This window comes from Kribbella rubisoli (assembly GCF_004217145.1).
GTDB lineage: Bacteria > Actinomycetota > Actinomycetes > Propionibacteriales > Kribbellaceae > Kribbella > Kribbella rubisoli.
The window spans coordinates 546,776-567,047 of sequence record NZ_SHKR01000014.1; the positions used below are offsets into that span (position 1 = coordinate 546,776).

Annotated in this window: 17 protein-coding genes and 1 pseudogene; 8 read left to right on the forward strand and 10 right to left on the reverse strand. The window is 67.5% G+C overall.

Annotation, left to right across the window (positions count from 1 at the left end):
- Positions 1-30: 30 nt before the first annotated feature.
- Positions 31-1,308 (reverse strand): lysyl oxidase family protein, encoded by a 1,278-nt coding sequence (locus tag EV645_RS28120; protein ID WP_242000709.1) that lies wholly within the window; start codon positions 1,306-1,308, stop codon positions 31-33.
- A 228-nt stretch (positions 1,309-1,536) separates the two neighbouring features.
- Here EV645_RS28120 and EV645_RS28125 point away from each other — a divergent pair, with 228 nt between their 5' ends.
- Entirely contained in the window at positions 1,537-3,555 is a 2,019-nt protein-coding gene (locus tag EV645_RS28125) for a fibronectin type III domain-containing protein (protein ID WP_130447013.1), read from the forward strand.
- A gap of 61 nt (positions 3,556-3,616) precedes the next feature.
- Positions 3,617-4,378 carry a DUF427 domain-containing protein gene (locus EV645_RS28130; protein ID WP_130447014.1) on the forward strand — a complete coding sequence of 254 codons (762 nt, stop codon included), beginning with the start codon at positions 3,617-3,619 and terminating at the stop codon, positions 4,376-4,378.
- Here EV645_RS28130 and EV645_RS28135 read toward each other — a convergent pair whose 3' ends face one another.
- Positions 4,379-5,146: an SDR family NAD(P)-dependent oxidoreductase gene (locus EV645_RS28135; protein WP_130447015.1), complete on the reverse strand. Its 768-nt coding sequence runs from the start codon at positions 5,144-5,146 to the stop codon at positions 4,379-4,381.
- Positions 5,147-5,154: 8 nt separating this feature from the next.
- Entirely contained in the window at positions 5,155-5,535 is a 381-nt protein-coding gene (locus EV645_RS28140; protein ID WP_130447016.1) for a winged helix-turn-helix transcriptional regulator, read from the reverse strand.
- A gap of 94 nt (positions 5,536-5,629) precedes the next feature.
- On the opposite strand from EV645_RS28140, the gene EV645_RS28145 reads away from it, so the two are divergent.
- Together EV645_RS28145 and EV645_RS28150 are read left to right on the forward strand one after the other, a co-directional pair.
- Positions 5,630-6,958, forward strand: a complete 1,329-nt coding sequence (locus EV645_RS28145) for a nuclear transport factor 2 family protein (protein WP_130447017.1) — start codon at positions 5,630-5,632, stop codon at positions 6,956-6,958.
- Between the two features lie 123 nt (positions 6,959-7,081).
- Positions 7,082-9,034 (forward strand): annotated as a pseudogene (locus EV645_RS28150) (SulP family inorganic anion transporter); the annotation flags it as partial.
- 14 nt (positions 9,035-9,048) lie between these two features.
- On the opposite strand, the gene EV645_RS28155 reads toward EV645_RS28150, so the two are convergent.
- A complete protein-coding gene (locus tag EV645_RS28155) occupies positions 9,049-9,879 on the reverse strand; it encodes a phosphatase PAP2 family protein (RefSeq protein WP_242000710.1) in 831 nt (276 codons plus the stop codon).
- Positions 9,880-10,045: 166 nt separating this feature from the next.
- On the opposite strand from EV645_RS28155, the gene EV645_RS28160 reads away from it, so the two are divergent.
- A complete protein-coding gene (locus EV645_RS28160) occupies positions 10,046-11,206 on the forward strand; it encodes an MFS transporter (protein ID WP_130447019.1) in 1,161 nt (386 codons plus the stop codon).
- Here EV645_RS28160 and EV645_RS28165 read toward each other — a convergent pair.
- From EV645_RS28165 to EV645_RS28175, 3 genes are read right to left on the reverse strand one after another with little or no spacing between them, the layout of a single operon-like run.
- Positions 11,187-11,600, reverse strand: a complete 414-nt coding sequence (locus EV645_RS28165) for an aconitase X swivel domain-containing protein (RefSeq protein WP_242000711.1) — start codon at positions 11,598-11,600, stop codon at positions 11,187-11,189. The genes EV645_RS28160 and EV645_RS28165 overlap by 20 nt on opposite strands.
- Positions 11,597-12,811 (reverse strand): aconitase X, encoded by a 1,215-nt coding sequence (locus EV645_RS28170; RefSeq protein ID WP_130447021.1) that lies wholly within the window; start codon positions 12,809-12,811, stop codon positions 11,597-11,599. Before EV645_RS28170 ends, EV645_RS28165 begins: the two co-directional genes overlap by 4 nt.
- A gap of 3 nt (positions 12,812-12,814) precedes the next feature.
- Positions 12,815-14,791, reverse strand: coding sequence for a S41 family peptidase (locus tag EV645_RS28175; protein ID WP_130447022.1), 1,977 nt, complete (start codon positions 14,789-14,791; stop codon positions 12,815-12,817).
- A gap of 128 nt (positions 14,792-14,919) precedes the next feature.
- On the opposite strand from EV645_RS28175, the gene EV645_RS28180 reads away from it, so the two are divergent.
- Positions 14,920-15,624 (forward strand): M50 family metallopeptidase, encoded by a 705-nt coding sequence (locus EV645_RS28180; RefSeq protein WP_130447023.1) that lies wholly within the window; start codon positions 14,920-14,922, stop codon positions 15,622-15,624.
- Here the strand turns inward: EV645_RS28180 and EV645_RS28185 are convergent.
- Positions 15,621-16,391, reverse strand: a complete 771-nt coding sequence (locus EV645_RS28185) for a DUF5995 family protein (protein WP_130447024.1) — start codon at positions 16,389-16,391, stop codon at positions 15,621-15,623. The genes EV645_RS28180 and EV645_RS28185 overlap by 4 nt on opposite strands.
- Before the next feature lie 24 nt (positions 16,392-16,415).
- On the opposite strand from EV645_RS28185, the gene EV645_RS28190 reads away from it, so the two are divergent.
- Positions 16,416-17,003, forward strand: a complete 588-nt coding sequence (locus EV645_RS28190) for a hypothetical protein (RefSeq protein WP_130447025.1) — start codon at positions 16,416-16,418, stop codon at positions 17,001-17,003.
- Here the strand turns inward: EV645_RS28190 and EV645_RS28195 are convergent.
- Entirely contained in the window at positions 17,000-18,517 is a 1,518-nt protein-coding gene (locus tag EV645_RS28195) for a phospholipase C (protein ID WP_130447026.1), read from the reverse strand. The two genes, EV645_RS28190 and EV645_RS28195, sit on opposite strands and share 4 nt — an antisense overlap.
- Positions 18,518-18,683: 166 nt before the next feature.
- Entirely contained in the window at positions 18,684-19,715 is a 1,032-nt protein-coding gene (locus tag EV645_RS28200; protein WP_130447027.1) for an aldo/keto reductase, read from the reverse strand.
- Between the two features lie 51 nt (positions 19,716-19,766).
- On the opposite strand from EV645_RS28200, the gene EV645_RS28205 reads away from it, so the two are divergent.
- Positions 19,767-20,267 carry a mycothiol transferase gene (locus EV645_RS28205; protein WP_130447028.1) on the forward strand — a complete coding sequence of 167 codons (501 nt, stop codon included), beginning with the start codon at positions 19,767-19,769 and terminating at the stop codon, positions 20,265-20,267.
- Positions 20,268-20,272 lie beyond the last annotated feature (5 nt).

The following is a 20,272-nucleotide window of genomic DNA, read 5'->3' on the forward strand; positions in this document are numbered from 1 at the left end:
ACTCGGATCGGACCTGCCCCGGGCATCTACTCACGGCGTGGTGATGACGCCGACAGGCGGGACCTGGACGGTGCGGTGGTGCTTGCTGCCGCCCAGGATCACCTTGCGTAGGGCAACGTTGTTCTTCGTGTTCGACTCGTACAGGCGGTTCTCCGGGTTGGCGCTCACCTGGACGTAGTACGTGCCGTTGGCAAGGTTCGTGATGTCGAAGGATTGCCCGGGCAACGACTGCTCGTAGGTGTCGCCGTTGCCGACGTCAAGGACCTCACGCACCGACAGCGAGCCGTGGTCGCCGCAGGCGGTGTGCAGATCGGTGTTGTACGGGTGCCAGTTCGCGTTCTTGACCGTGTAGTCGATGGCATCCGTCGCGGCCAGGCAGAACGCCTCCTTTTGGCTCCGGACCACCTCGGTCTGCTTGGAGTTCAGCAGGCTGTAGCGGGCGAAGTCGGTGAAGTGCCAGTGGTTGTGTCCGGGCCGGCCGTCCCACTCGAGCGTCCCGGTGTTCTGGTAGCCGACCTCCTTGCCGTGCGTGTCGTAGAAGTACTGGTACGCGTCCATCAGGTCCTTGCCCTGCTGCCGGAACCCGTCCAGCACCAGCGGCGACGGACCCGCGTTCCACACGGTCGCCGAGAACTGCAGGAAGTCCTTGGCCGCGTCCGGCGTACCCTCGTCGCCCGGCGCGACGACGATCCCCCAGGCCGGGACCGGCCGCAGGTCTGGCTTCGGGCCCTTCGGCACGCTCGCCTTCCCGGTCGGACGGGCCGTGTGAGGCTTCAGCGCCACCGAGCTCGCTGCCGCCTTCTTACCTCCGAAGCAACCGCGCACGCACGTGTCGCCCTTCTGGATCGTCACGTTCAGGCTCACCGATGCGTCCGCCGCCGGGATCTTGAAGAAGTCCCGATACCCCTTGCTGACCGTGACCGTTGCCTTGTACTTGCCGTTGGCAAGCTGTACCGGATCGTCACCGCCGTACGTCCGCGAAGACCATCCCGTCTGCAGACCCCAGACCGCACCTTGCGTGAACGGGTTCGCCGTACAGCCGTCCGGGTACGGCGAGGTCGCGGGCGCGTCCGGCCGGGTCCGTGACCCCTCGCCGTTCAGGCACAGCGATTGGTCCTTGTCGAGCACCTTCTTGCCCGAGGCATCGGTGAGCGTGATGTGCAGGAACTTCCCCAGCCCGGAGAAGTCCGTGACAAGACCCTTCGGCAACTGCCGGGTCGCCTTGCCGTTGACGTACTGCATCGCGACCACCGGCGAGCTGTACGACGCGCGCGTCGTCCGCACCTCGATCGGTGCGTTGCCGGCCACCACATGCGTACCGAGGTCGAGGTCGACGCCGTAGTTCTCGACACCCGGCCGGCGTCCTCACGAAGCCGGCCTGTTGCTGGTACGACGACCCGGCCGCGGAGCGAAGTTGATCAAGGTTCCATGGCAGTCGTGTCACAGGAAGTCACCGGCGCCGAATACTTGACTGGGTAAATTAACCCGACCTAGGCTCGGCCGCGTCCGCTCACTCCTCCCCCGGAGGAACATCGCATGTCCTTGAGACGCCCCACTCTGACCGTGCTGGCTGCCATCGCCCTGGTGTCGACGGCAGCCGCAACCGCCCCCGCCGATGCCGCCCCGGAACACAAGCCCAGCTATCCGCAGGTCGCCGCCACGCCGTACATGGGCTGGAGCAGCTGGAGCCTGCAGTCGACCAACTACCCGGGCGTCAACCCCGACGGCCCCGGCAGCTTCATCAGCGAGAAGAACATCCTCACCCAGGCGAAGGCCCTGGCCACCAAGCTCAAGCCGTACGGCTACGAGTACATCAACGTCGACGCCGGCTGGCAGGACGGCGGCGACGAGTACGGCCGCCCGGTCGCGATGGCGAAGCGGTTCCCGCGCGGGATGAAGGCGGTCGGCGACGACATCCACAAGCTCGGCCTGAAGTTCGGCATCTACACCACCGTCGGCCTGGGCACGGATGTCTATCGAGACGGCAACACGCCGATCTACGACGCGCCCGGCTGCTTCACGCGCGACATCGTCTACCCCGACCTGCGCAAGACCAACGGCTGGGACGCGGCGTACAAGATCAACTACGACAGCCCGTGCGCGCAGAAGTACGCCGACTCGATCGCCAAGCTGTTCGCGTCCTGGGGTGTCGACTTCATCAAGATGGACGGCGTCGGCCCGGGCTCCTGGAAGGGCGCGCCGGACGATCCGAACCACAACAACACCGCGGATATCGAGGCCTGGTGGCGCGCCGTACAGAACGCCGGCCGGCCGATGCAGTACACGCTGTCCTGGTCGCTCAGCCATCGGTACGCCGACGTGTGGAAGCAGAACTCGAACGGCTGGCGGATCGACACCGACGTCGAGTGCTACTGCGACACGATCGTCAAATGGGACAGCTCGGTGAAGGCACGCTGGTGGGACCTCCCGCAGTGGATCGACGACGCCGGACCGGGCCACTGGAACAACCTCGACGCCCTCAACGTCGGTGTCGGCGCGATGGACGGGCTGACCGACGCCGAACGACAGAGCTACATGACGTTCTGGGCGATCAACTCGGCGCCGCTGTTCGCCGGTGACGACCTGACCAAGCTGGACGCGTACGGCCTGAAGCTCCTCACGAACCGCGAGGTCATCGCGATCGACCAGTCCGGTAACCCTGCGCGTCCGCTGGACCAGGACCAGCTGCAGCAGGTCTGGTACGCGCACAACAAGGACGGCAGTACGACGGTCGCGCTGTTCAACCTGGCCGACTCCCCCGCCACGGTGACCGGTAACTTCGACCAGCTCGGTATCGACGGGAACGCGACTGTCCGCGATATCTGGGCGAACCAGAACACGCGCAAGGTCAGCGGAGCGGTCAGCGCTCAGCTGCCGGCGCACGGGTCGAAGCTGTACAAGATCAGTCCGAGTCACGTTCCGGTTGCCACGCCCGCCGATCTGACGGCGACCGACGTCAGCCGTACGACGACCACGCTGACGTGGCGGCCGGCCGCGGGCGCGACGTCGTACAAGGTGTTTGCCAATGGCAAGCAGGTGGCGACCTCGTCGGGCACCAGCGCAGTGGTCAGCGGTTTGTTGCCGCAGACGCAGTACTCGTTCACCGTGCGAGGTGTCAGGAGCGGGAACACGTCTGGAGCTAGTGCGCCGGTGACGATGGTGACCTCTGCCGGACCCGCGCGGTACGAGGCCGAGGCGTCGAGCAGCACGTTGACCGGGGACGCGAGTGTCTCCGGGTGCAGCCTGTGTTCGGGTGGCTCGAAGATCGGCAACATCGGCTACGGGTCGACGGTGACGCTCAACAACATCGCCGTGCCGACGACCGGGACGTACCTGGTCAAGATCGCCTACACCGATGGCGACACCAGCCGGCAGAGCATGCTGACGGTCAACGGCACCGACAGCTACTGGGTCAACTACAGCGGCCTCGGCGACAACGACTGGGGTACGCCGCAGGTCACGTACCTCCCGATGAAGCTGACGGCCGGGGCGAACGCGATCAAGGTCAGCAACCCGAACGGCTACATCGCCGACATCGACTGGATCACCGTCTGATCCGGTCCATCGGACCGCGGGGCCGGCACCACCAGGGCCGGCCCCGCGCTTTACTGGATCAATGAGCGCCTATCCCGAACCCCTGATCCCGCCCGGCGGCACCGCACCGGTCCCGCGGCGGATCCGCGCGATGCTCGACGACCGCGTCGTCCTCGACACGATGGACGCGATCTACCTGTGGGAGTTCCCGCCGTACCCGCAGTACTACCTCCCGCTCGGGGACGTGGCCGACGGCGTACTGACCGACACCGGCGAGACGAAGACGTTCGGGCACGGTGTCGCCCGCGTGCACAACGCCGGATCAGGCCACGCCTGGGTGTACGACGACGGCGTCGCAAAGGACCGCGTCCGGTTCCAATGGGACGCGCTGGACCGCTGGTTCGAGGAAGACGAGGAAGTCTTCGTCCACCCCCGCAACCCGTACTCGCGGGTGGACGCGATCAACTCCACCCGCCGGGTCGAGGTGGCCGTGGACGGCATCACGCTCGCCGACTCGAGCTCCACGGTCATCGTCTTCGAGACCGGGCTGCCGCCGCGCTACTACTTCCCGAAGACGTCGGTCCACCTGGAGCACCTCACCCCGTCCGAGACCGTCACCGCGTGCCCGTACAAGGGCCGCACCTCGGAGTACTGGTCGGTCCCGTCGGTCGCCGACGTCGCCTGGTCCTACGACTTCCCAACAGCACCCCTGCTGCCGGTCGCCGGCCACGTCGCCTTCTTCAACGAGAACGTCGACATCACCATCGACGGCGTACCCCAAGAACGCCCGATCACCCCGTTCTCGAACCCAGCTGCCCGGCCGGCCGACGGAGCCGTTCGGTGATCAGATGCCTGCGGTGGTGGCGCCGTCCATCGTGATGATCGAGGCGGTGACGTAGCCAGCCAGTGGGGAGGCGAGGAAGACGGCGACGTTCGCGACCTCTTCGGGTTCGCCGAAGCGGCCCATCGGTACGTCGCGGACCATCTCGGCGAGAAGCTCGTCCTTCGGCTTGCCGGTCGCGCGGACCGCGGCCTCGAGCCCCTCGTCGACGCGGTTGGTGCGGGTCGTACCCGGGTTGATCACGTTCACCCGCACGCCGCTGCCGGCGTACGCCTTCGCATAGCCGACCGACGCCAGCATCAGCGCAGCGTTGGCCGCGCCACCGCCGATGTGCAGCGGGTTCGCGGCGCGGCCGCCCTGGCCGACGACGTTCACGACCGCGCCGCTACCGCGCTCCGCCATCCCGCGGATGACGGCCTCGGTCGCGTGCATGTACGTGAAGTACTTCGCCTCCATCGCCGCATGCAGCGCCTTGCTGTCCAGCTCGTCCACCGGAGTACGCCGGGCCGCACCCGCGCAGTTGATCAGGATGTCCGGTACACCGATCCGCTCGAAGACAGCCTTCGTCGCGTCGGGATCGGTGAGGTCGACCGCTTCCACTCCGAAGGTGATATCCGGCAACTGCTCCTGGGCCTTGGCGAGATTGGCGGGATCACGGGAGATGCCGATCACCGTCACGCCTTCACGGGCGAGCGCCTCGACACAGGCAAGCCCGATGCCCTTGCTGGCCCCGGTGACGACAGCAGTCTTCCCGGTCAGTTGCAGATCCACGTGACTCCTCAGAGGTTGGCGTCGTACTCGGTGCGGGCTGCGGCGATCTCGTCCATGTGGGCGTAGGCCCAGGTGCGCATCGTCGCGACGGCCGCGGCCAGGCTCAGGCCGAGCGGCGTCAGCGTATAGGTCACCGTCACCGGAACAGTAGGAACAACCTCACGCCGTACGACGCCGTCGCGCTCGAGGTGGCGGAGCGTCTGCGTGAGCATCTTCTGGGTGATGCCCTCGATGATCGACTTGAGCTGCCCGGAGCGCAGCGTGCCGCCCTTCTCGAGCGTGCTGATGACGAGCATCGTCCAGGTGTCGCCGATCCGGCCCAGCACCTGACGTGTCGGGCAGGCCCCTTTGGTGGCGTCCCATTTGCCTCTGACCTGGTCGGTATCCATTTGGTGCCTATGGCAGTAGTAAGTGCTGTCTTCCGGCCCGCCACGACCCGCTCGTAGCGTCGTTGCCGAGTCTAGTTGAAGGAGCGGAACGGCAATGAGGGCAGTGGTTGCGGTGGACACCGGAAAGGTCGGGCTCGCCGACGTCGACGAGGTCCGGCCGGGCGAAGGCGAGCTGGTGATCGAGGTCGCGGCATTCTCCATCAATCGCGGCGAGACCTTCCAGTTGGAGCGCCCGAGGGAGGGTTGGCGGCCCGGCAAGGACATTGCGGGCCGGGTTCTGGAGGCGGCTGAGGACGGTCCGCCTGTCGGCAGTCGGGTGGTCGCACATCTGCCGCACTCCGGGTGGGCCGAGCGGGTGACCGCACCGGCCACGCAGGTCGCAGTACTGCCGGACGCCATCTCGTTCGAGCAGGCCGCCGCGCTGCCGCTCGCGGGGCTGACGGCGCTGCGGTTGTTGCGTACGGCGGGCAGCGTGATCGGGCGACGGATCCTGCTGACCGGCGCATCCGGCGGGGTCGGGCACTACTTCACCGAACTCGCGGCCAACGCCGGCGCGGCCGTCACCGCGGTCGTCTCCTCCCCGGCCCGCGGCGCGCGTCTGCTCGAACTCGGCGCCGAGACCCTCGTGTACGACGTCGCCGACGCGCGTGGTCCGTTCGACCTCGTGCTCGAGTCCGTCGGTGGTGAGAGCCTGCCGGTCGCGTTGTCGAAGCTGGTCCCCGGTGGTGACCTGATCTGGTTCGGTGAGGCCAGCCGGCAACCGGTCACCCTCGACTTCTTCGACTTCTTCACCGCCCCGGAGGCCGCGCGCATCCGGCACTTCCACTACGTCCACGGCGCCGACGACCAGGACCTGGCCACGCTCGTCCGGCTGGTTTCCTCGGGCCGGCTCCATCCGGAGCTCGGCCGCGTCGAGGACTGGTCCCGGACCGACGCCGTACTCGACGACCTTCGTCATCGCCGCATCCGCGGCAACGCCGTACTCACTCTGCACAAGGAGGCAACACCAATGGATCCGAAGACCGTCGTGACCCGGTACGTCGAAGCGGTGGCGGCGGGTGACCGGGCGACCATGCACGCCAGCTTCGCCCCGGACGTCGTCTGGACCTACCCGGGCGACCTTCCGTTGTCCGGTGACTGGAAGGGCAGGGATCTGGTCATGGACGAGTTCCTGGGTGCGGTGGCCGGCAAGCTCTTCGCGCCGGATACACCAGTTGCCATCGCACTCACGAACGTCATCGCCGACGGCGAGCAGGTGTTCGCCGAGTGGACTGCGCAGGCGACCGCCCGGGCCGGTGGCGCGTATGCCAACAAATGTGGAGCGGTCTTCACTGTTCGGGACGGTGTGATCGTCGCGGTCCGGGAGTACACCGACACCGATCACGCGCGCCGGGTGCTGTTCCCGGACGAATCGATGCTCTGAGCAAATATTGCCGCTGGTGCGGGCTTGAACGGGTCAGTACAGTGGGTAACCAGATCGACACTCTTTGTTTCGACGCCTGATGCCCGAGCAGTTGCCCTGAGCACCGACGCCGGAGGACCACCCGTGCCGACCTCTTCACCTCCCAAGCTCTGGAAGACCATCCTTCACCACGATCTCCCTGCATCGTTGGTCGTCTTCCTTATCGCAGTACCCCTCTCCCTCGGGATCGCCGCCGCATCCGGCGCACCGCTGATCGCCGGCCTGGTGGCCGCTGTGGTCGGCGGCGTGGTCGCCGGTGCGCTCGGCGGATCCCCCTTGCAGGTCAGCGGTCCGGCCGCCGGGCTGACCGTGGTCGTCGCCGGCCTCGTTACCCAGTTCGGCTGGGCCGCGACCGCTGCCGTCACCTGCGCCGCCGGTGTCCTGCAGATCCTGCTGGGCGTCACCCGCATCGGGCGGCTGGCGCTCTCACTGTCTCCCGCCGTCGTGCACGGCATGCTTGCCGGGATCGGCGTGACGATCGCCGTCCAGCAACTGCATGTCGTGCTCGGCGGCAAGGCTCAGAGCTCGCTGATCGACAACGTGATCGCGCTGCCCGCGCAACTGATCACGCATCACGGTCATTCCGTTGTCGTCGGCATCTTGACGGTCGCGGTCGTGCTCGCCTGGCCCAGAATCCCCAAAATAAAGGTGATTCCGGCACCGCTCGTCGCCGTGGTTGCGGTGACTGCGCTGGCCGCGGTGTGGATGCCCGACGTGACACGGGTCGACCTGCCGGACCATCCGCTGCAGAGTCTGATCCTGCCGACGATGCCCGAAGGCGCGCCGATCGAGATCGTGACCGCCGTGCTGACCGTTGCGCTGGTCGCCAGCGTCGAGTCGTTGCTGTCGGCCGTTGCCGTTGACAAGCTTCATCGCGGCAACCGGAGCAACCTCGATCGCGAGCTGATCGGCCAGGGCGCAGCAAATGCGCTGTCCGGCGCCCTCGGCGGTATGCCGGTCACCGGCGTGATCGTCCGCTCGTCCACGAACGTCGCCGCCGGCGCGCGGACGCGGGCGTCCGCGATCATGCACGGCCTGTGGATCGCGGCGTTCGTGCTCGCCGCCGGCGCGATGCTCGAGCTGATCCCGATGGCCGCACTGGCCGGCGTACTGCTTGTCACCGGGTTGCGATTGGTGCAGCTCGCTCACATCCGCACGTTGCGCAGGCACGACGAGTTGCTCGTGTACGTCGTGACGGCGGTCGGCGTCGCCGCACTCGGACTCGCGGAAGGCGTACTGCTCGGCCTGGTGCTCGCGGTCGTGCGCGTGCTGTACCGGCTTGCCCGCGCGACCGTCACCGCAACCGAGTCCGACGGCGTGTGGACCGTCCGGATCCGCGGCACGCTGGTGTTCCTGGGGGTCGCGTCACTCGTGCGGACGCTGCGGTCGATCCCGGCCGGTGCGACGGTTCGGGTCGAGCTCACCGTGGATCATCTCGACCACGCAGCGTACGAGGCGATCGAGGACTGGCGGCGGGGGCACATCGCCCGCGGCGGCATCGTCGAGCTGAATCGTGCTCAGTCCGGTCGGCAGATGCTGGACGGTGTCCGCAAGTTCGAGGCCTCGGCCGATGAGATCCGCCCGCTGCTCGCGCGACTCGCGGCGGAGGGGCAACGACCCGAGCATCTGTTCATCACCTGTGCGGACTCGCGGATCGTGCCGACGATGATCACCACGAGCGGTCCCGGCGACCAGTTCTGCGTGCGGAACATCGGCAACCTCGTGCCGCCGAAGGGCTCGAACAGCAGCTCCGTCGACGCCGCGATCGAGTACGCCGTCGAAGTGCTCGGCGTGAAGTCGATCGTCGTCTGCGGTCATTCCTCCTGCGGCGCCGCCGCTGCCGCGCTCGCTGCCGACGTACCAGAGGGTTCCGGCCTGGAGAGCTGGCTGCGGCACCTGGAGCCGTCGGTACGCCGTGCGGTCGCGCTGCCCGACATCATCGATCCGGCCACCGGCGTGAAGCTCTCACCCGCGGACAAGCTGTCCGTCGCGAATGTCGCCGTACAACTCGAGAACCTGCGGAGTTTCGCGTGTGTCCGTGAGGCCGAGGCTCAGGGCCGGCTCGAGCTGATCGGGCTCTGGTTCGACATCGGCGCCGCCGCAGCCAGGCTGGTGCTCGAACGCGAGCCCTTCCTCGTCCGCGCCGACGACGAACTGTCGAAGATCAGGAGCAGCGGTACTGCGAGCGCGATCGCGACCAGACCGTCCAGCCAGTAGTGGTTCGCGGTGACCACGACGACCGTGAAGGTGAGCAGCGGATGTGCGATCCACAGCCAACGCCACCGTGACCGCGTCGCGCGGATCAGGAACACCGCGACCATCAACGCCCAGCCGACGTGCAGGCTCGGCATCGCGGCGAACTGATTCGCGACCCCGGAGTGCGTGCTCGGTCCGTAGACCGACTGGCCGAGCAGCACGCCCGTGTCCACCCAGCCCGACATCATCCGCGGCGGCGCAAGCGGGAAGAGCATGTGCCCGATCAGCGCCAGCCCGGTCAGCGACGCGAGCGCCCAGCGCGCCTTCCCGTACTCCGCCGGGCGGCGAATCATCAACCACAGCAGGACCATCGCGGTCAGCGGGAAGTGCACGGTCGCGTAGAACAGGTTCGCGGCCCGGGCGAGCCCGTCGACCTGCAGCGCGTGATGCTGGAGCGTCGCCTCGCTCGGCAGCCCGAGCCGGGCCTCCCAGCGGATCAACTCGTGGGCGTGCTTGAACGCGGACCCCGAGTGCTCCGCCGACAGGAACCGTCCGAGGTTGTAGACCCCGAACAGCACCGCCAGCAGCGCGATCTCGCGGACAACCCGCCATACCCCACCCCTACGACTCCGCCCCAGCTCCGGTAGCGCGGGTTGCCCCACCCGGTCCAGAGTCATCTGCGCCATGCCGACCCCCAGCCTCAAACCGAACGCTCGTTCTCTGTAATTCCACCCTGCGCCTGTGGCCTTGCTGAGATCAAGAACGGTCATTCGTTTTGCACTGTGATCCTCACCTCACAGCGGTCGGATATTGGCTGGCGCCGCTCCGTAGTCCCCGGAAGGATCGATCGGCATGGAGAAGGTCTTCATCCGGTGGACGTGGATGCGCGCGGTCCTGCACAACGGATGGTGGCTGGTCACGAGCGTCTACCTGGTCGTCGACGCCGGCCTCTCCCCGGCCCAGCTCGTGCTGATCGGGTCCGTCCAGAGTGCGTTCGCGCTCGTGTTCGAAGTACCTGCCGGTGTCATCGCGGACACGATCAGCCGCAAGTGGTCGCTGGTCATCTCCCAGGTGCTGATGGGTACGGCGATGCTCGCGACCGGACTGTTCGAGTCGTTCCCGGCTCTCCTCGCGACCCAGGTGCTGTGGGGTATCTCGTGGACGTTCGCGAGCGGATCGGACGTCGCGCTGATCACCGACGAGCTCGATCGGCCCGACCGGATCAACTTCGTCCTGACGCGCGCCGCCCGCGCCCAGCTGACCGGCGCCGCGACCGGCCTGATCGCGCTCGGTCTGCTCGCCTGGGCGACCCGGCGCGACGTCACGATCATGGTTGCCGGCGTCGCGATGATGTCGCTCGCGCTGTACGTCGCGTTCCGCTTCACCGAGCACAACTTCGTCCCGACCCGCACGGCCCGCTGGTCGACGTCGTGGACCACCTTCGTCCGCGGTGTCACGCTCGTACGCCGGAGCCGCGCGATCCTGCTGATCTTCGCCGCGACGTTCCTCGTCAACGGCGCCTCGGATGCGGCCGGCCGGCTCACCCAGAAGCAGCTGATCGACCTCGGCCTGCCGCCGTCGATCCTTTGGTTCACGGCGCTCGGGGTGGTCGGGCTGGCCGTCGGTGCGGTCGTTCTGCGGCTCGTCACGCGGCGCATCACCGGGATCCACGCCGCGACCGATTACGCGCTGGCAGCGCTCGTCGGCGTACTCAGCATGCTCCTGCTCGCATTCGCCCGCGATCCGGCCCTCGGCGCGATCGCCGTCGTACTCCTGAACGGCATCGTCACCCCGCTGACGCGGGTCATCAGCACGATCTGGATCAATACCCGCACGACCGCAGACATCCGCGCGACGACCCACTCGTTCCTGGCCCAGCTCGAGTACCTCGGCGAGATCGTCTGCGGCATCACGATCTCCACCCTCGCCGGCCTGACCACCCTCCCGATCGCCCTCGCCGGCTGCGCAGTCCTCTTCGCGGCAACCGCCGTACTCATGCGGTCGTCCAGGTGATGGTTGCCTCGGTCGGTGTGGCCGAAACGTGCAACCGCGCGTTGTCCGGGATGGCGTCGTACGGCGCGAGGACGACCGGGAGGTCGAGGTTGTAGAGCTCGGCGGCGACGAGGGCGCCGAGCGGGATGATCGGGTCGGGGCGGGTCAGGATGATCGCGGCGGGTGCGGTGCGGGCGCGGATCTGTTCGGCCAGGACGCTGCTGGCTGAGCTGGAGCCGCGGCCGGACTCCATCATCAGGATGCGACCGGTGAGAACGGCGCCGCACTGCGGGTGATGCGCGTCGACGATGCGACCGTGTTCGTCGGTCCCGCCCCAGAACGAGAGCGGCGCGGTGAGGCGGATCGGCTCGCCGGTCGCGGTGCCGGGGTGGAGAGTGCGGCCTCGGATGATCACTCGAAGACGACCCGACCGGCACGGGCCGACGCGACGCATTCGGCCAGCGAGCCGAGGACCGCGCTGACGTTGATGTTTCCGGGTGCGTAATGCGCCCACTTGCCGGAGTTCGTCATCACGTTCTTCCAGTCGGGCGAGAGGATCGCGGTGACGTACGTGCAGGTGTCGACGACCACGGTCACGCCGGCGTTCTCCAACACGTCCAGCTCGGCGCCCTTGAGCCGCTCCCGCGTGTGGCGGTTGGTCGACAGGTAGAACGGCACCTTCAGCGGCGGCCCGTCTTTCAGCAACTCCGCGAGCCGCAGACATTCGGCGTACGACGCGTGCGGCGTACCGACGCTCACCGCATCGAGCTCACCGGTCGTCGACAACTCGCGCCTGACGCGGAGCAGGGTGTCGAGATCGACCTCGCGCACCGGAAGCTCAGCGAACTCGCGCGGCGCCTCCGGCGTAATGCCGACCGCATGGAACAACGCAACTCCCCCAGCCGACGCGGCCGCCGCGCCCAGCGCCTTCAGATCATCCTCGGTCACCTCTGCTGGAATCCCTACCAGCACAGGGATTCCAGCACCTACCACCGACCCGATGTGGTGCCCGAGCAACGGATACGCCAGCTCCGAATGCAGGAAGTCTCCCAACGCCCGGCAGTCGAATACCACGGTCCCCTGCCGCGCCTCGGACGTCTGCAATCCGGCGTACGGCGCTCGTCCGGTGATCGCCGCGCAGACGTCGAGGAAGTCGCCGTACCGATCCGTGCGCGCGCCGAGGACCGAGTTCGCGAACACGATCGCGTTCGACTCCGCCCACGCGATGTGCTCCCCGAGCCCGGGCCGGTTCGGGAGCTGGTACGGCGCGCACGTGAACGTCGGCGTACATCCGAGGTCGACGTACGCCGCCATCAGCTCCCGCCCCGCGGCCGCCAGCTCCTGATCGCGGACGAGGGCCGGGTGGATGAGGTCCATCGAGCCGACGTTCAGCGTCGTCGGGACGCGTACCCGAGCGCCCAGGTCGACCAGGCGGTGGGCGAAGTCCAGACTGACCTGGCCGTGGTACAGGCACGAGTCGACGTGCGCTGACGTGATCTCGACCAGCCGCGGCGCGTCCGAGATCCGCGCCTGACCGACGATCACGCGCATCGCGAGCGCGACGCCGTCCCCGTCCCGACCGCCGAGCATTGCCTCTTCCTCGGCGGTCAGGTGAAGGGTCTGCATACCTCAGACGGTAACCCGACGGCTCGCGACCAGGTTCCCCGACGTGTATCCGTCCGCCCGCAGCAGCGCGCCCGGATTCACCTCGAGGATGTCGATGCTCAGCGGCCCGGTCAGATCCTCGGAGCTGATCGGGCGCTCGTCGAGATAGACGTCGACCCGATCGATGCTCTGGGCATCTATCGCGACCGTGAGCGTCGTGCCGCTGAGCGACGTCTTCAGGTCGAGCCTGCGAACCGGTAGCGCGGCGAGCAGCGCACCGGCCCTGTTCAGCAGGTCCACATTGCCGTCGAGCAGGTCGGCCTTGGTCATCCGGTGCGTCTCGTGCGGTTTCACGCCGAGGTCCTCGACCGGCGTACCGGCGAGCTTGCCTACGCGCAGGGTGCGGCGGATTGCGACCCGCAGGTTCGCGCCGTTCGGCAAGGCGATGTACGGCGACGTCTCGTCGGGCGGAGGTGGCTCGTTGAGCAGGGATGCGAGCAGGCCGTGGGTCCAGACGTTCGCGCCGCCCGCACCGGTGTTGTCGTCGACGCCGAGGATGGTGCCGATCTCGTGGTCGGCGAACCCGGCCGTGAAGATGTCGGTGGCCGAGTAGACCCGTGCGTCGGTGATCAGCACGACCGGCCCGTGGTACGTCTGCCCGACGTCGTTCGCGCCGTCCTCGGGCGTGATCGGCTTCGCCGCGGAGTACTGCGCACCGGTCTCGATCGCCAGGTCGAGCGAGTCGAACCACGGACCGAGATCGATCCCGGCCGGGTTGTCCTTGTGCCGCCGGCAGATCTTCAGGTTGAGCGGCGTACTGATGAACTGCACCGGCTCCGGCGAGATCCGCCGCGGCGTCATCGTCTGGAGGGTGAACTCGCTGGCGTAGATGTGTCCGCCGCCGTTGTCGCGTACGTCGACGATCAGGCCGTTCTGCGGCAGGATCGCGGCCAGCCGGACGAACTCGTCCCGGAACGCGACCGGGTCCTGCACGCTGAACGTGAAGATCCGCAGATGCCCGAAGTTGCCGGACGACGTGACGACCTCGCGGGCGCGGAACACGCCCGGCATTGTGGTCGGCAGGTCGGCGCCGGCGACAGCGGCCGGTGCGGCGAGCTCGGCGGAACTCTGACCGCGTTCGAGCTCGACGACGTCGCGCACGTACAAGGCCTTCTTCGCGCGGGACTTCTCGTCGGAGTCGAGGTCGAGGCCCATCAACGCCGACGCCTCGCTGACTGCGTCGAGGTCGGTCATCGGCGGGAGGTTGGTGGCGACCTTCCATTGCTCGCGGAGTTCCTGGTTCGAGCCGTCCAGACCGACGTACGTCAGCGTCACCCAGTCCTCGTCGGGCGGGGATTGGATCACGAGCGGCCGGAGCGTGAGCGATTCGAGGCCGCGGGCGAGGTTCGCGGCGTCGTTGCTGCCCGCGAACACCGCACCGTTGAGGGCGACCGCGCGGGCGATCGGCGTACCGTTCCAGTGCGTCACCTCGGCGCCCGGACCGAACTGCGGCGCCTGGTAGCCGGTGATCGTGCGGGTGATGAGGTAGTGCTCGTTGCCTCCTATGTCTTCAGGGTCGTAGCACTTCTCGATCATGAACGGCAGGAACGCGATCTTCCCGGCGAACGGCACCGGCAGCAGGTAGTTCGTGTGCAGGTCGCGGACCGAGTGGAAGATGCTCGACATCTCGCGGTGGAACATCCACTCTTCCTGCATCGTGTCGTCCGTCTGGCGCTCCATCCGGGCGCGCAACACGCGTAGGCGCTGCAGCGGGTTGACCGCGTGCATCGCGACCTTGAGCGGCAGGTGCACGTAGTTCTCACCGAGCAGCAGGAGCGCTTGATCCACCAGCAGTCTGCGCTGATCGAGCGTCAGCGTTCCCGCGGAGTCGAGGAAGTCGGGCAGCGGGACGGCCGCTGCTTCCTTGACGGCTGCCGTGGTCCGCCGTCTGGCGGCGGCCTTCTTCGCAGCGGCTGCGGTCTTCTTCCCCGTGCGTGTCATCGTGCGTGGTTGAGACATCTTTCCCCCAAAGCAAAACGGCCCCTCCCCCCGCGATCTCTCAACGGTCGTTCGCACACCAGACGATGTCAACGGCGGGCGGTTGACCACCTGCCTGTCAGGATGTGCGGGTGAGTGAGTTCTGGAACAGCATCACGTCGGTCCAGCCCGAGCCGTCTCTGAAGTTGGTGATCGGGACCGGTGTGGTCGCACTGCTGCTGATCGCCTGGCGACCGTTGTGGCGGCACACGCGGCAGGTCGTGACGATCGCCCACGAAGGCGCGCACGGTCTGATCGCCTTGCTGGTCGGACGGAAGCTGTCCGGGATCAGACTGCACTCGGACACGTCCGGCGTTACGGTGTCGCGCGGCAAGCCGACCGGCGCGGGCATGATCGCAGTACTACTCGCCGGCTACCCCGGTCCTGCGCTCTTTGGGTTGGCTGCAGCGTTCGTGCTGAGTCGTGGGTACGCCGTGGCGCTGCTGTGGGGGCTGTTGCTCGCGCTGGTGATTCTGCTGCTGCAGATCCGCAATCTCTTCGGACTGTGGTCTGTGCTGGTGTTCGGCGCTGTGGTGTTCGGAGTGTCGTGGTGGGGGTCTGCCGAGGTACAGACCGCTTTTGCTCACCTGCTCACGTGGTTCCTGCTGTTGGCTGCGCCGCGAGCGGTCATGGAGCTGCAGCGGTCACGGCGTGGCGGGCAGGGGCGTAGCTCGGACGCTGATCAGTTGCGGCGGCTGACTGGTGTGCCGGCGTTGCTGTGGGTCGGAGTGTTCGGCCTGGTGACGCTGTTCTGTTTGGCTGTCGGTTTCCTGTGGTCCGGCGTACTACCGAGCTAGACCGGTGGCAGCGTGACGCCGAAGCCGGTCACGGCCAGCCGCAGCAACACCTGGCCCGGCCTTAGGAGGTCGGCGACCTTGGCGGCGCTCAGGACCTCCAGCTCGGCCAGTCGCTTGTCGTAGGTGCCTCCGACGCGCGCTCGCTGCAGCTCGAACGTGTTGTGCCAGACCTTCTGGCGCGACTCACGCAGGAAGCGCTGTGAGGCCAGCCGGTTGAGCGGGGTGAGCACGTGGTCCAGCAAACTGCGCGCTCCAGTCGCCGCCAGCTCGCCGTCCTCGGCCGCGACCCGCTGCGACAGCACTCCGTCGATCCGCTCGTGATCACGCCGCCGCCGATCCATCAACGCCGGCTCCAAGAAGTCCTCATCACTGATCACCTCCAGCAGAGCCTGCGGCAGGTCGTAGTTCACATGCGCATTGATCCCCAACAACACATGCCCCAACGCCGGCAAGTCCCTCGAAGCCTCGAACGCCAACCGCCAAGGCCGAGCCGGCCCCCCACCCCACGACGACCGGCCTTCCTCCCCCACCCGCGCCGCGATGTCTGCATCGTGGGCTTGTAGGTACAACTCGGCGAACTTCACGTCCCAGACCTCGACCCACGCCGGGTCCTCGAAGCGGGCGTCGTCGATCGCCTTCCCCACTGCCTGCGTCGTGCGCTGGTAGGTGCTGAGGAAGAACCGCCGGTGCGCGAGCTCTTCCGGCAGGTCGTCGAGGCGCTGCTGCATGCGCGCCACCACATCCGCGATCGGACTACCATCGTTCATCGGATCTCCTCAGGGGGAGGGATCATGCGTATCAGAACAGGTCCACTGTCCTTCGACCCGGTGGTCGTCGGCAACCGCGAGACGGACGCTTGGACCGCCTACTACCGGCATGAGTGGCGCGAGTTCCTCGTCGCCGCGGTCGGCATGGTCAGCGCCGGCTTCGGCATGGCACCGCACCGGACACTCAGCGGAGCCTGGTACGTACTCCGTGCCAACCAGGTCTGGGCGCCGTACCCCGACAACCAGCCGGATGCGGCGCGCGCGTACATGCGCCGCTTCTACGAGCTCGTCGCCGCCTCGAGCGGACTGCTCTTCGACCCGGCCCGCGCCGCCGCGTTCGAGGTCGAGTGGTGGCGCATCCACCGCGAGCACCAGCACTCGCCGGATGTCACCAAGGAGCAGCTCGAGACTGCACTGATCGACCTCTACTCCTACGTGTACGACGCGGACCGCGACGCAGTACGCCGGGCAGCGCGCAAACGGGTCGAGGCGATGGACCTGTCGGACCGCTGGGTCCGAGCCGGATGCGATCGCGCCGACCCGCTGCTGGCGGAGGAGCGGCGTGCGCTGGTTGCGTCGTACGCCGCTCTCCGCGTTGCCCTCGGGTCTTAGTGCTTCACCGGCTGACCCGAGACCGGGTCCAGATAGAGCGCCTTCGCCTTGTGGTGGAAGTCGAACAGGTTGTCGAGTGAGCCCGCCTTCTCGTCGAACGAGTAGTTGCCGATCGGACCGGTCTTCCAGTTGTCCTCGACGAACTTCAGGATCGAGGTCTGGTCCGTGACGCTGTGGTCGACGAAATTCTGCCTCGCGTACGGCGAGACCACGAGCAGCGGGAGCCGGGGGCCGTACCCGCACCGGTCCAGATATCCACCGGCGATCCTGGCCGGGTTCGTGCCGCAGTTCGCACCGGTCAGCGCGTCGTGCGCCGGGTCGTCGGACTGGTTCACCACCGGACCGACCTGGTGGTCGTACCACCCGTCGCTGTCGTCGTAGGCGATGACGACGGCCGTGCTCTTCCAGTCCTTCGACTTCTGCAACCGGTTGATCGTGTCGACCACGAAGTGCTGCTCGTCCAGCGGAGTCGAGTAGCCCGCGTGCCCGTCTTGGTACGCAGCCGCCTTCAGGTAGCTCACAGCTGGCGTGCTGCCGTTGTTCACGGCCGCCCAGAAATCCTTCAGGTCGTACTGATGATTTGCCGGTCCGTTGTGACCGATCTCGTCGACGGACGCCGGCGGCGTGTGCTGCAGGTTCTGGGTGCTCTTGTAGTACTGGAACGGCTCGTGGTGCGGGATGTAGTCGGCGCTGCTGACCCCGCCGAGGTCCGTGTGCGTCGCCGTACAGTCGGCGAATCCGCCCTCGAACCATCCCCAGCTGATGTTCTTGGCGTTCAGGAGGTCTCCGACGTTCTTGTTCTTCGAGTCGGTGACCGTCGAGCTGTCGCGGGTGTTGCACTTGTCGCCGGCCGGCTGCGGATCGCCGATCATGGTTCCGGTGGCGGCCGGCACGGCGTCGCCGTCGGCGCTGAACCCGTGGGTCTGTCCCGAGACCAGGTTGATGGCGCCCACCGACGACGGACCGTACGTCGTGCCGTAGGAGTTGTCGCTCATCGCGAAGTGCTGGGCGTAGTTCCACAGACCGGTGACGGTATTGCCGTCGTAGTAGCCCATCACCAGGCCTTTTCCGTGCCCGTAGTCCGCGCAGGTGCCGGCGCCGCGACCGACGGTCTCGACGACCTTGTCCATCAGACCCGCGTCGACCGCCATCTGCTCGTCGGTGTAGTTGTGGTCCTGGTCGCAGGTCTGCGCCTGGTTCCGGCCGAGCCGGAACGGCTGAGCCGAATTCGGGTTGTTCGGCGCCGCGAGTGGGGTGTTGAGGCCGTTCACACTTGGCGTCCCCGGGGCCGCGGTGAACGCCGGTTCGCCGGCCGGATCGGCGGCCCGCGGATACGTCGCGAAGTAGTGGTCGAACGCGACGTTCTCCTGGAAGATCACTACCAGATGCTTGACCGGGGTGGTCGTCGGCGCACCCTGATCGTGGCCTAGGGCAACGGCTGGGACGGCGACGGCGGCGACCAGAGCGGCGCCGAGGCCGGCGGCCAGGGGAAGCCTGCGATTGTGGCGGATCATCACTGCTGACTCTCCTTCGGGCTGTGCGGACCGGGAGCCACCGGGCGTGATGGCTCGTCGGCCCACACAGCCTCCCGCAAACCGCGGCGCGCCGGAACCATCGCGGACGAACACGCGGAATCTGGGGGCATTTCCGCTGAGATTTCTCAGCTACCTGAGACTGCTCTCAGGAACGCCCGCCGGTGATCGGCCGGCCCCGCTGCGCCACGCCAGGACCGCCGTACGGGTAGTCCGCCGCGCCCGGATCACTCGCCTCGTCCAGCTTCGCGGTCTCCTCCGCGGTGAGGTGTAGATCCGCCGCTGCGAGGTTGTCGTCGAGCTGCTCGAGCGTGCGGGCGCCGAGGATCACCGACGTGATCATCGGCCGGTCGACCAGCCAGGCGAGCGCGACCTGCGCCATCGAGATCCCGCGAGCCTCGGCGATCTCCCGGACCGCGTCGACCACGTCACGGACCCGCTGGTTGCGGCTGCGCCGGTACCAGGACTCGACGCCGCGGTCCGGGTTCTCACCCAGCCGAGTCGCACCGGTCGGCTCCTCGTCGAACGAGTACTTCCCGGTCAGCCAGCCGCCGCCGAGCGGCGACCACGGCAGCAGACCCAGCCCGTTCTCCTGCGCGGCCGGCACGATCTCCCACTCGATCTCACGCACGAGCAGGTTGTACTGCGGCTGCAGCGTCACGAGCTTCGACCAGCCGCGGTACCCGATCAGGTCGCACGCCTTCTGCAGCTGCCACCCGGTGAAGTTCGACAGCCCGCCGTACGCGATCTTGCCGGCCCGTACGGCGTCCTCGAGGAAGCTCAGCGTCTCCTCGAGCGGCGTGACCGGGTCCCACGCGTGCAGCTGGTACAGGTCGATGTGCTCGACGCCAAGCCGGTCGAGCGACGCATCCAGCGCCTTCCGCAGATGGATACGCGACGTGCCGACGTCGTTCGGCCCGTCACCGGTCGGGAACCGGCCCTTGGTGGCCAGTACGACGTTGTCGCGGGCGGAGCTCTTCGCCAGCCAGCGTCCGACGATCTGCTCGGACACACCGCCGGTGTACACGTCCGCGGTGTCGATGAAATTCCCGCCGGCCTCGGTGTATCGATCCAGCTGTACGTGCGCACCGGCCTCGTCGGTCTCGTTGCCGAACGTCATGGTGCCGAGCGTGTAGGTCGAGACCACGGCGCCGCTCGTGCCCAGCGTGCGATATTCCACGATTGCTCCCTCTTCTCAGAACTGTCCCAGTCGAAGACTACGGTGGCCGGTATGAAGACAAGTGAACTGCTGCTGGACGCACACAGCCGGGTTCAGGAGGTCCTGCACGATGTCGTGACAGGGCTCGACGACAAGACACTCGCGGCGCGGCCGGGTGACTCGGCCAACTCGATCGCCTGGCTCGTCTGGCACCTGACCCGGGTCCAGGACGACCACCTCGCGGGCGCGGGTGGATATGACCAGGTGTACACGGCGGATGGCTGGCACGAGCGGCTCGGTCTGCCGTTGCCCGCAGCCGACACCGGATACGCACACACGTCCGACCAGGTGGCGCTGGTTCAACTGTCAGCGGATCAGCTGCTCGGGTACTACGACGCCGTGCACGCGCGCACTGTGCAGTTCCTCGCGACGGTGACCGACGAAGGTCTGGACCGGATCGTCGACAAGCGGTGGAACCCGCCGGTCTCGCTCGGGGTGCGACTCGTCAGCGTCATCGACGACTGCGCGCAGCACGCGGGCCAGGCGGCGTACGTGAAAGGGCTCCTCAGCTAAGAGGT

Coding starts and splice junctions, on each gene's coding strand:
- EV645_RS28125 (WP_130447013.1), top strand. CDS start 1,537: ATGTCCTTGAGACGCCCCACTCTGACCGTGCTGGCTGCCATCGCCCTG.
- EV645_RS28130 (WP_130447014.1), top strand. CDS start 3,617: ATGAGCGCCTATCCCGAACCCCTGATCCCGCCCGGCGGCACCGCACCG.
- EV645_RS28140 (WP_130447016.1), bottom strand. CDS start 5,535: ATGGATACCGACCAGGTCAGAGGCAAATGGGACGCCACCAAAGGGGCC.
- EV645_RS28145 (WP_130447017.1), top strand. CDS start 5,630: ATGAGGGCAGTGGTTGCGGTGGACACCGGAAAGGTCGGGCTCGCCGAC.
- EV645_RS28155 (WP_242000710.1), bottom strand. CDS start 9,879: ATGGCGCAGATGACTCTGGACCGGGTGGGGCAACCCGCGCTACCGGAG.
- EV645_RS28160 (WP_130447019.1), top strand. CDS start 10,046: ATGGAGAAGGTCTTCATCCGGTGGACGTGGATGCGCGCGGTCCTGCAC.
- EV645_RS28170 (WP_130447021.1), bottom strand. CDS start 12,811: ATGCAGACCCTTCACCTGACCGCCGAGGAAGAGGCAATGCTCGGCGGT.
- EV645_RS28175 (WP_130447022.1), bottom strand. CDS start 14,791: ATGACACGCACGGGGAAGAAGACCGCAGCCGCTGCGAAGAAGGCCGCC.
- EV645_RS28185 (WP_130447024.1), bottom strand. CDS start 16,391: ATGAACGATGGTAGTCCGATCGCGGATGTGGTGGCGCGCATGCAGCAG.
- EV645_RS28190 (WP_130447025.1), top strand. CDS start 16,416: ATGCGTATCAGAACAGGTCCACTGTCCTTCGACCCGGTGGTCGTCGGC.
- EV645_RS28195 (WP_130447026.1), bottom strand. CDS start 18,517: ATGATCCGCCACAATCGCAGGCTTCCCCTGGCCGCCGGCCTCGGCGCC.
- EV645_RS28205 (WP_130447028.1), top strand. CDS start 19,767: ATGAAGACAAGTGAACTGCTGCTGGACGCACACAGCCGGGTTCAGGAG.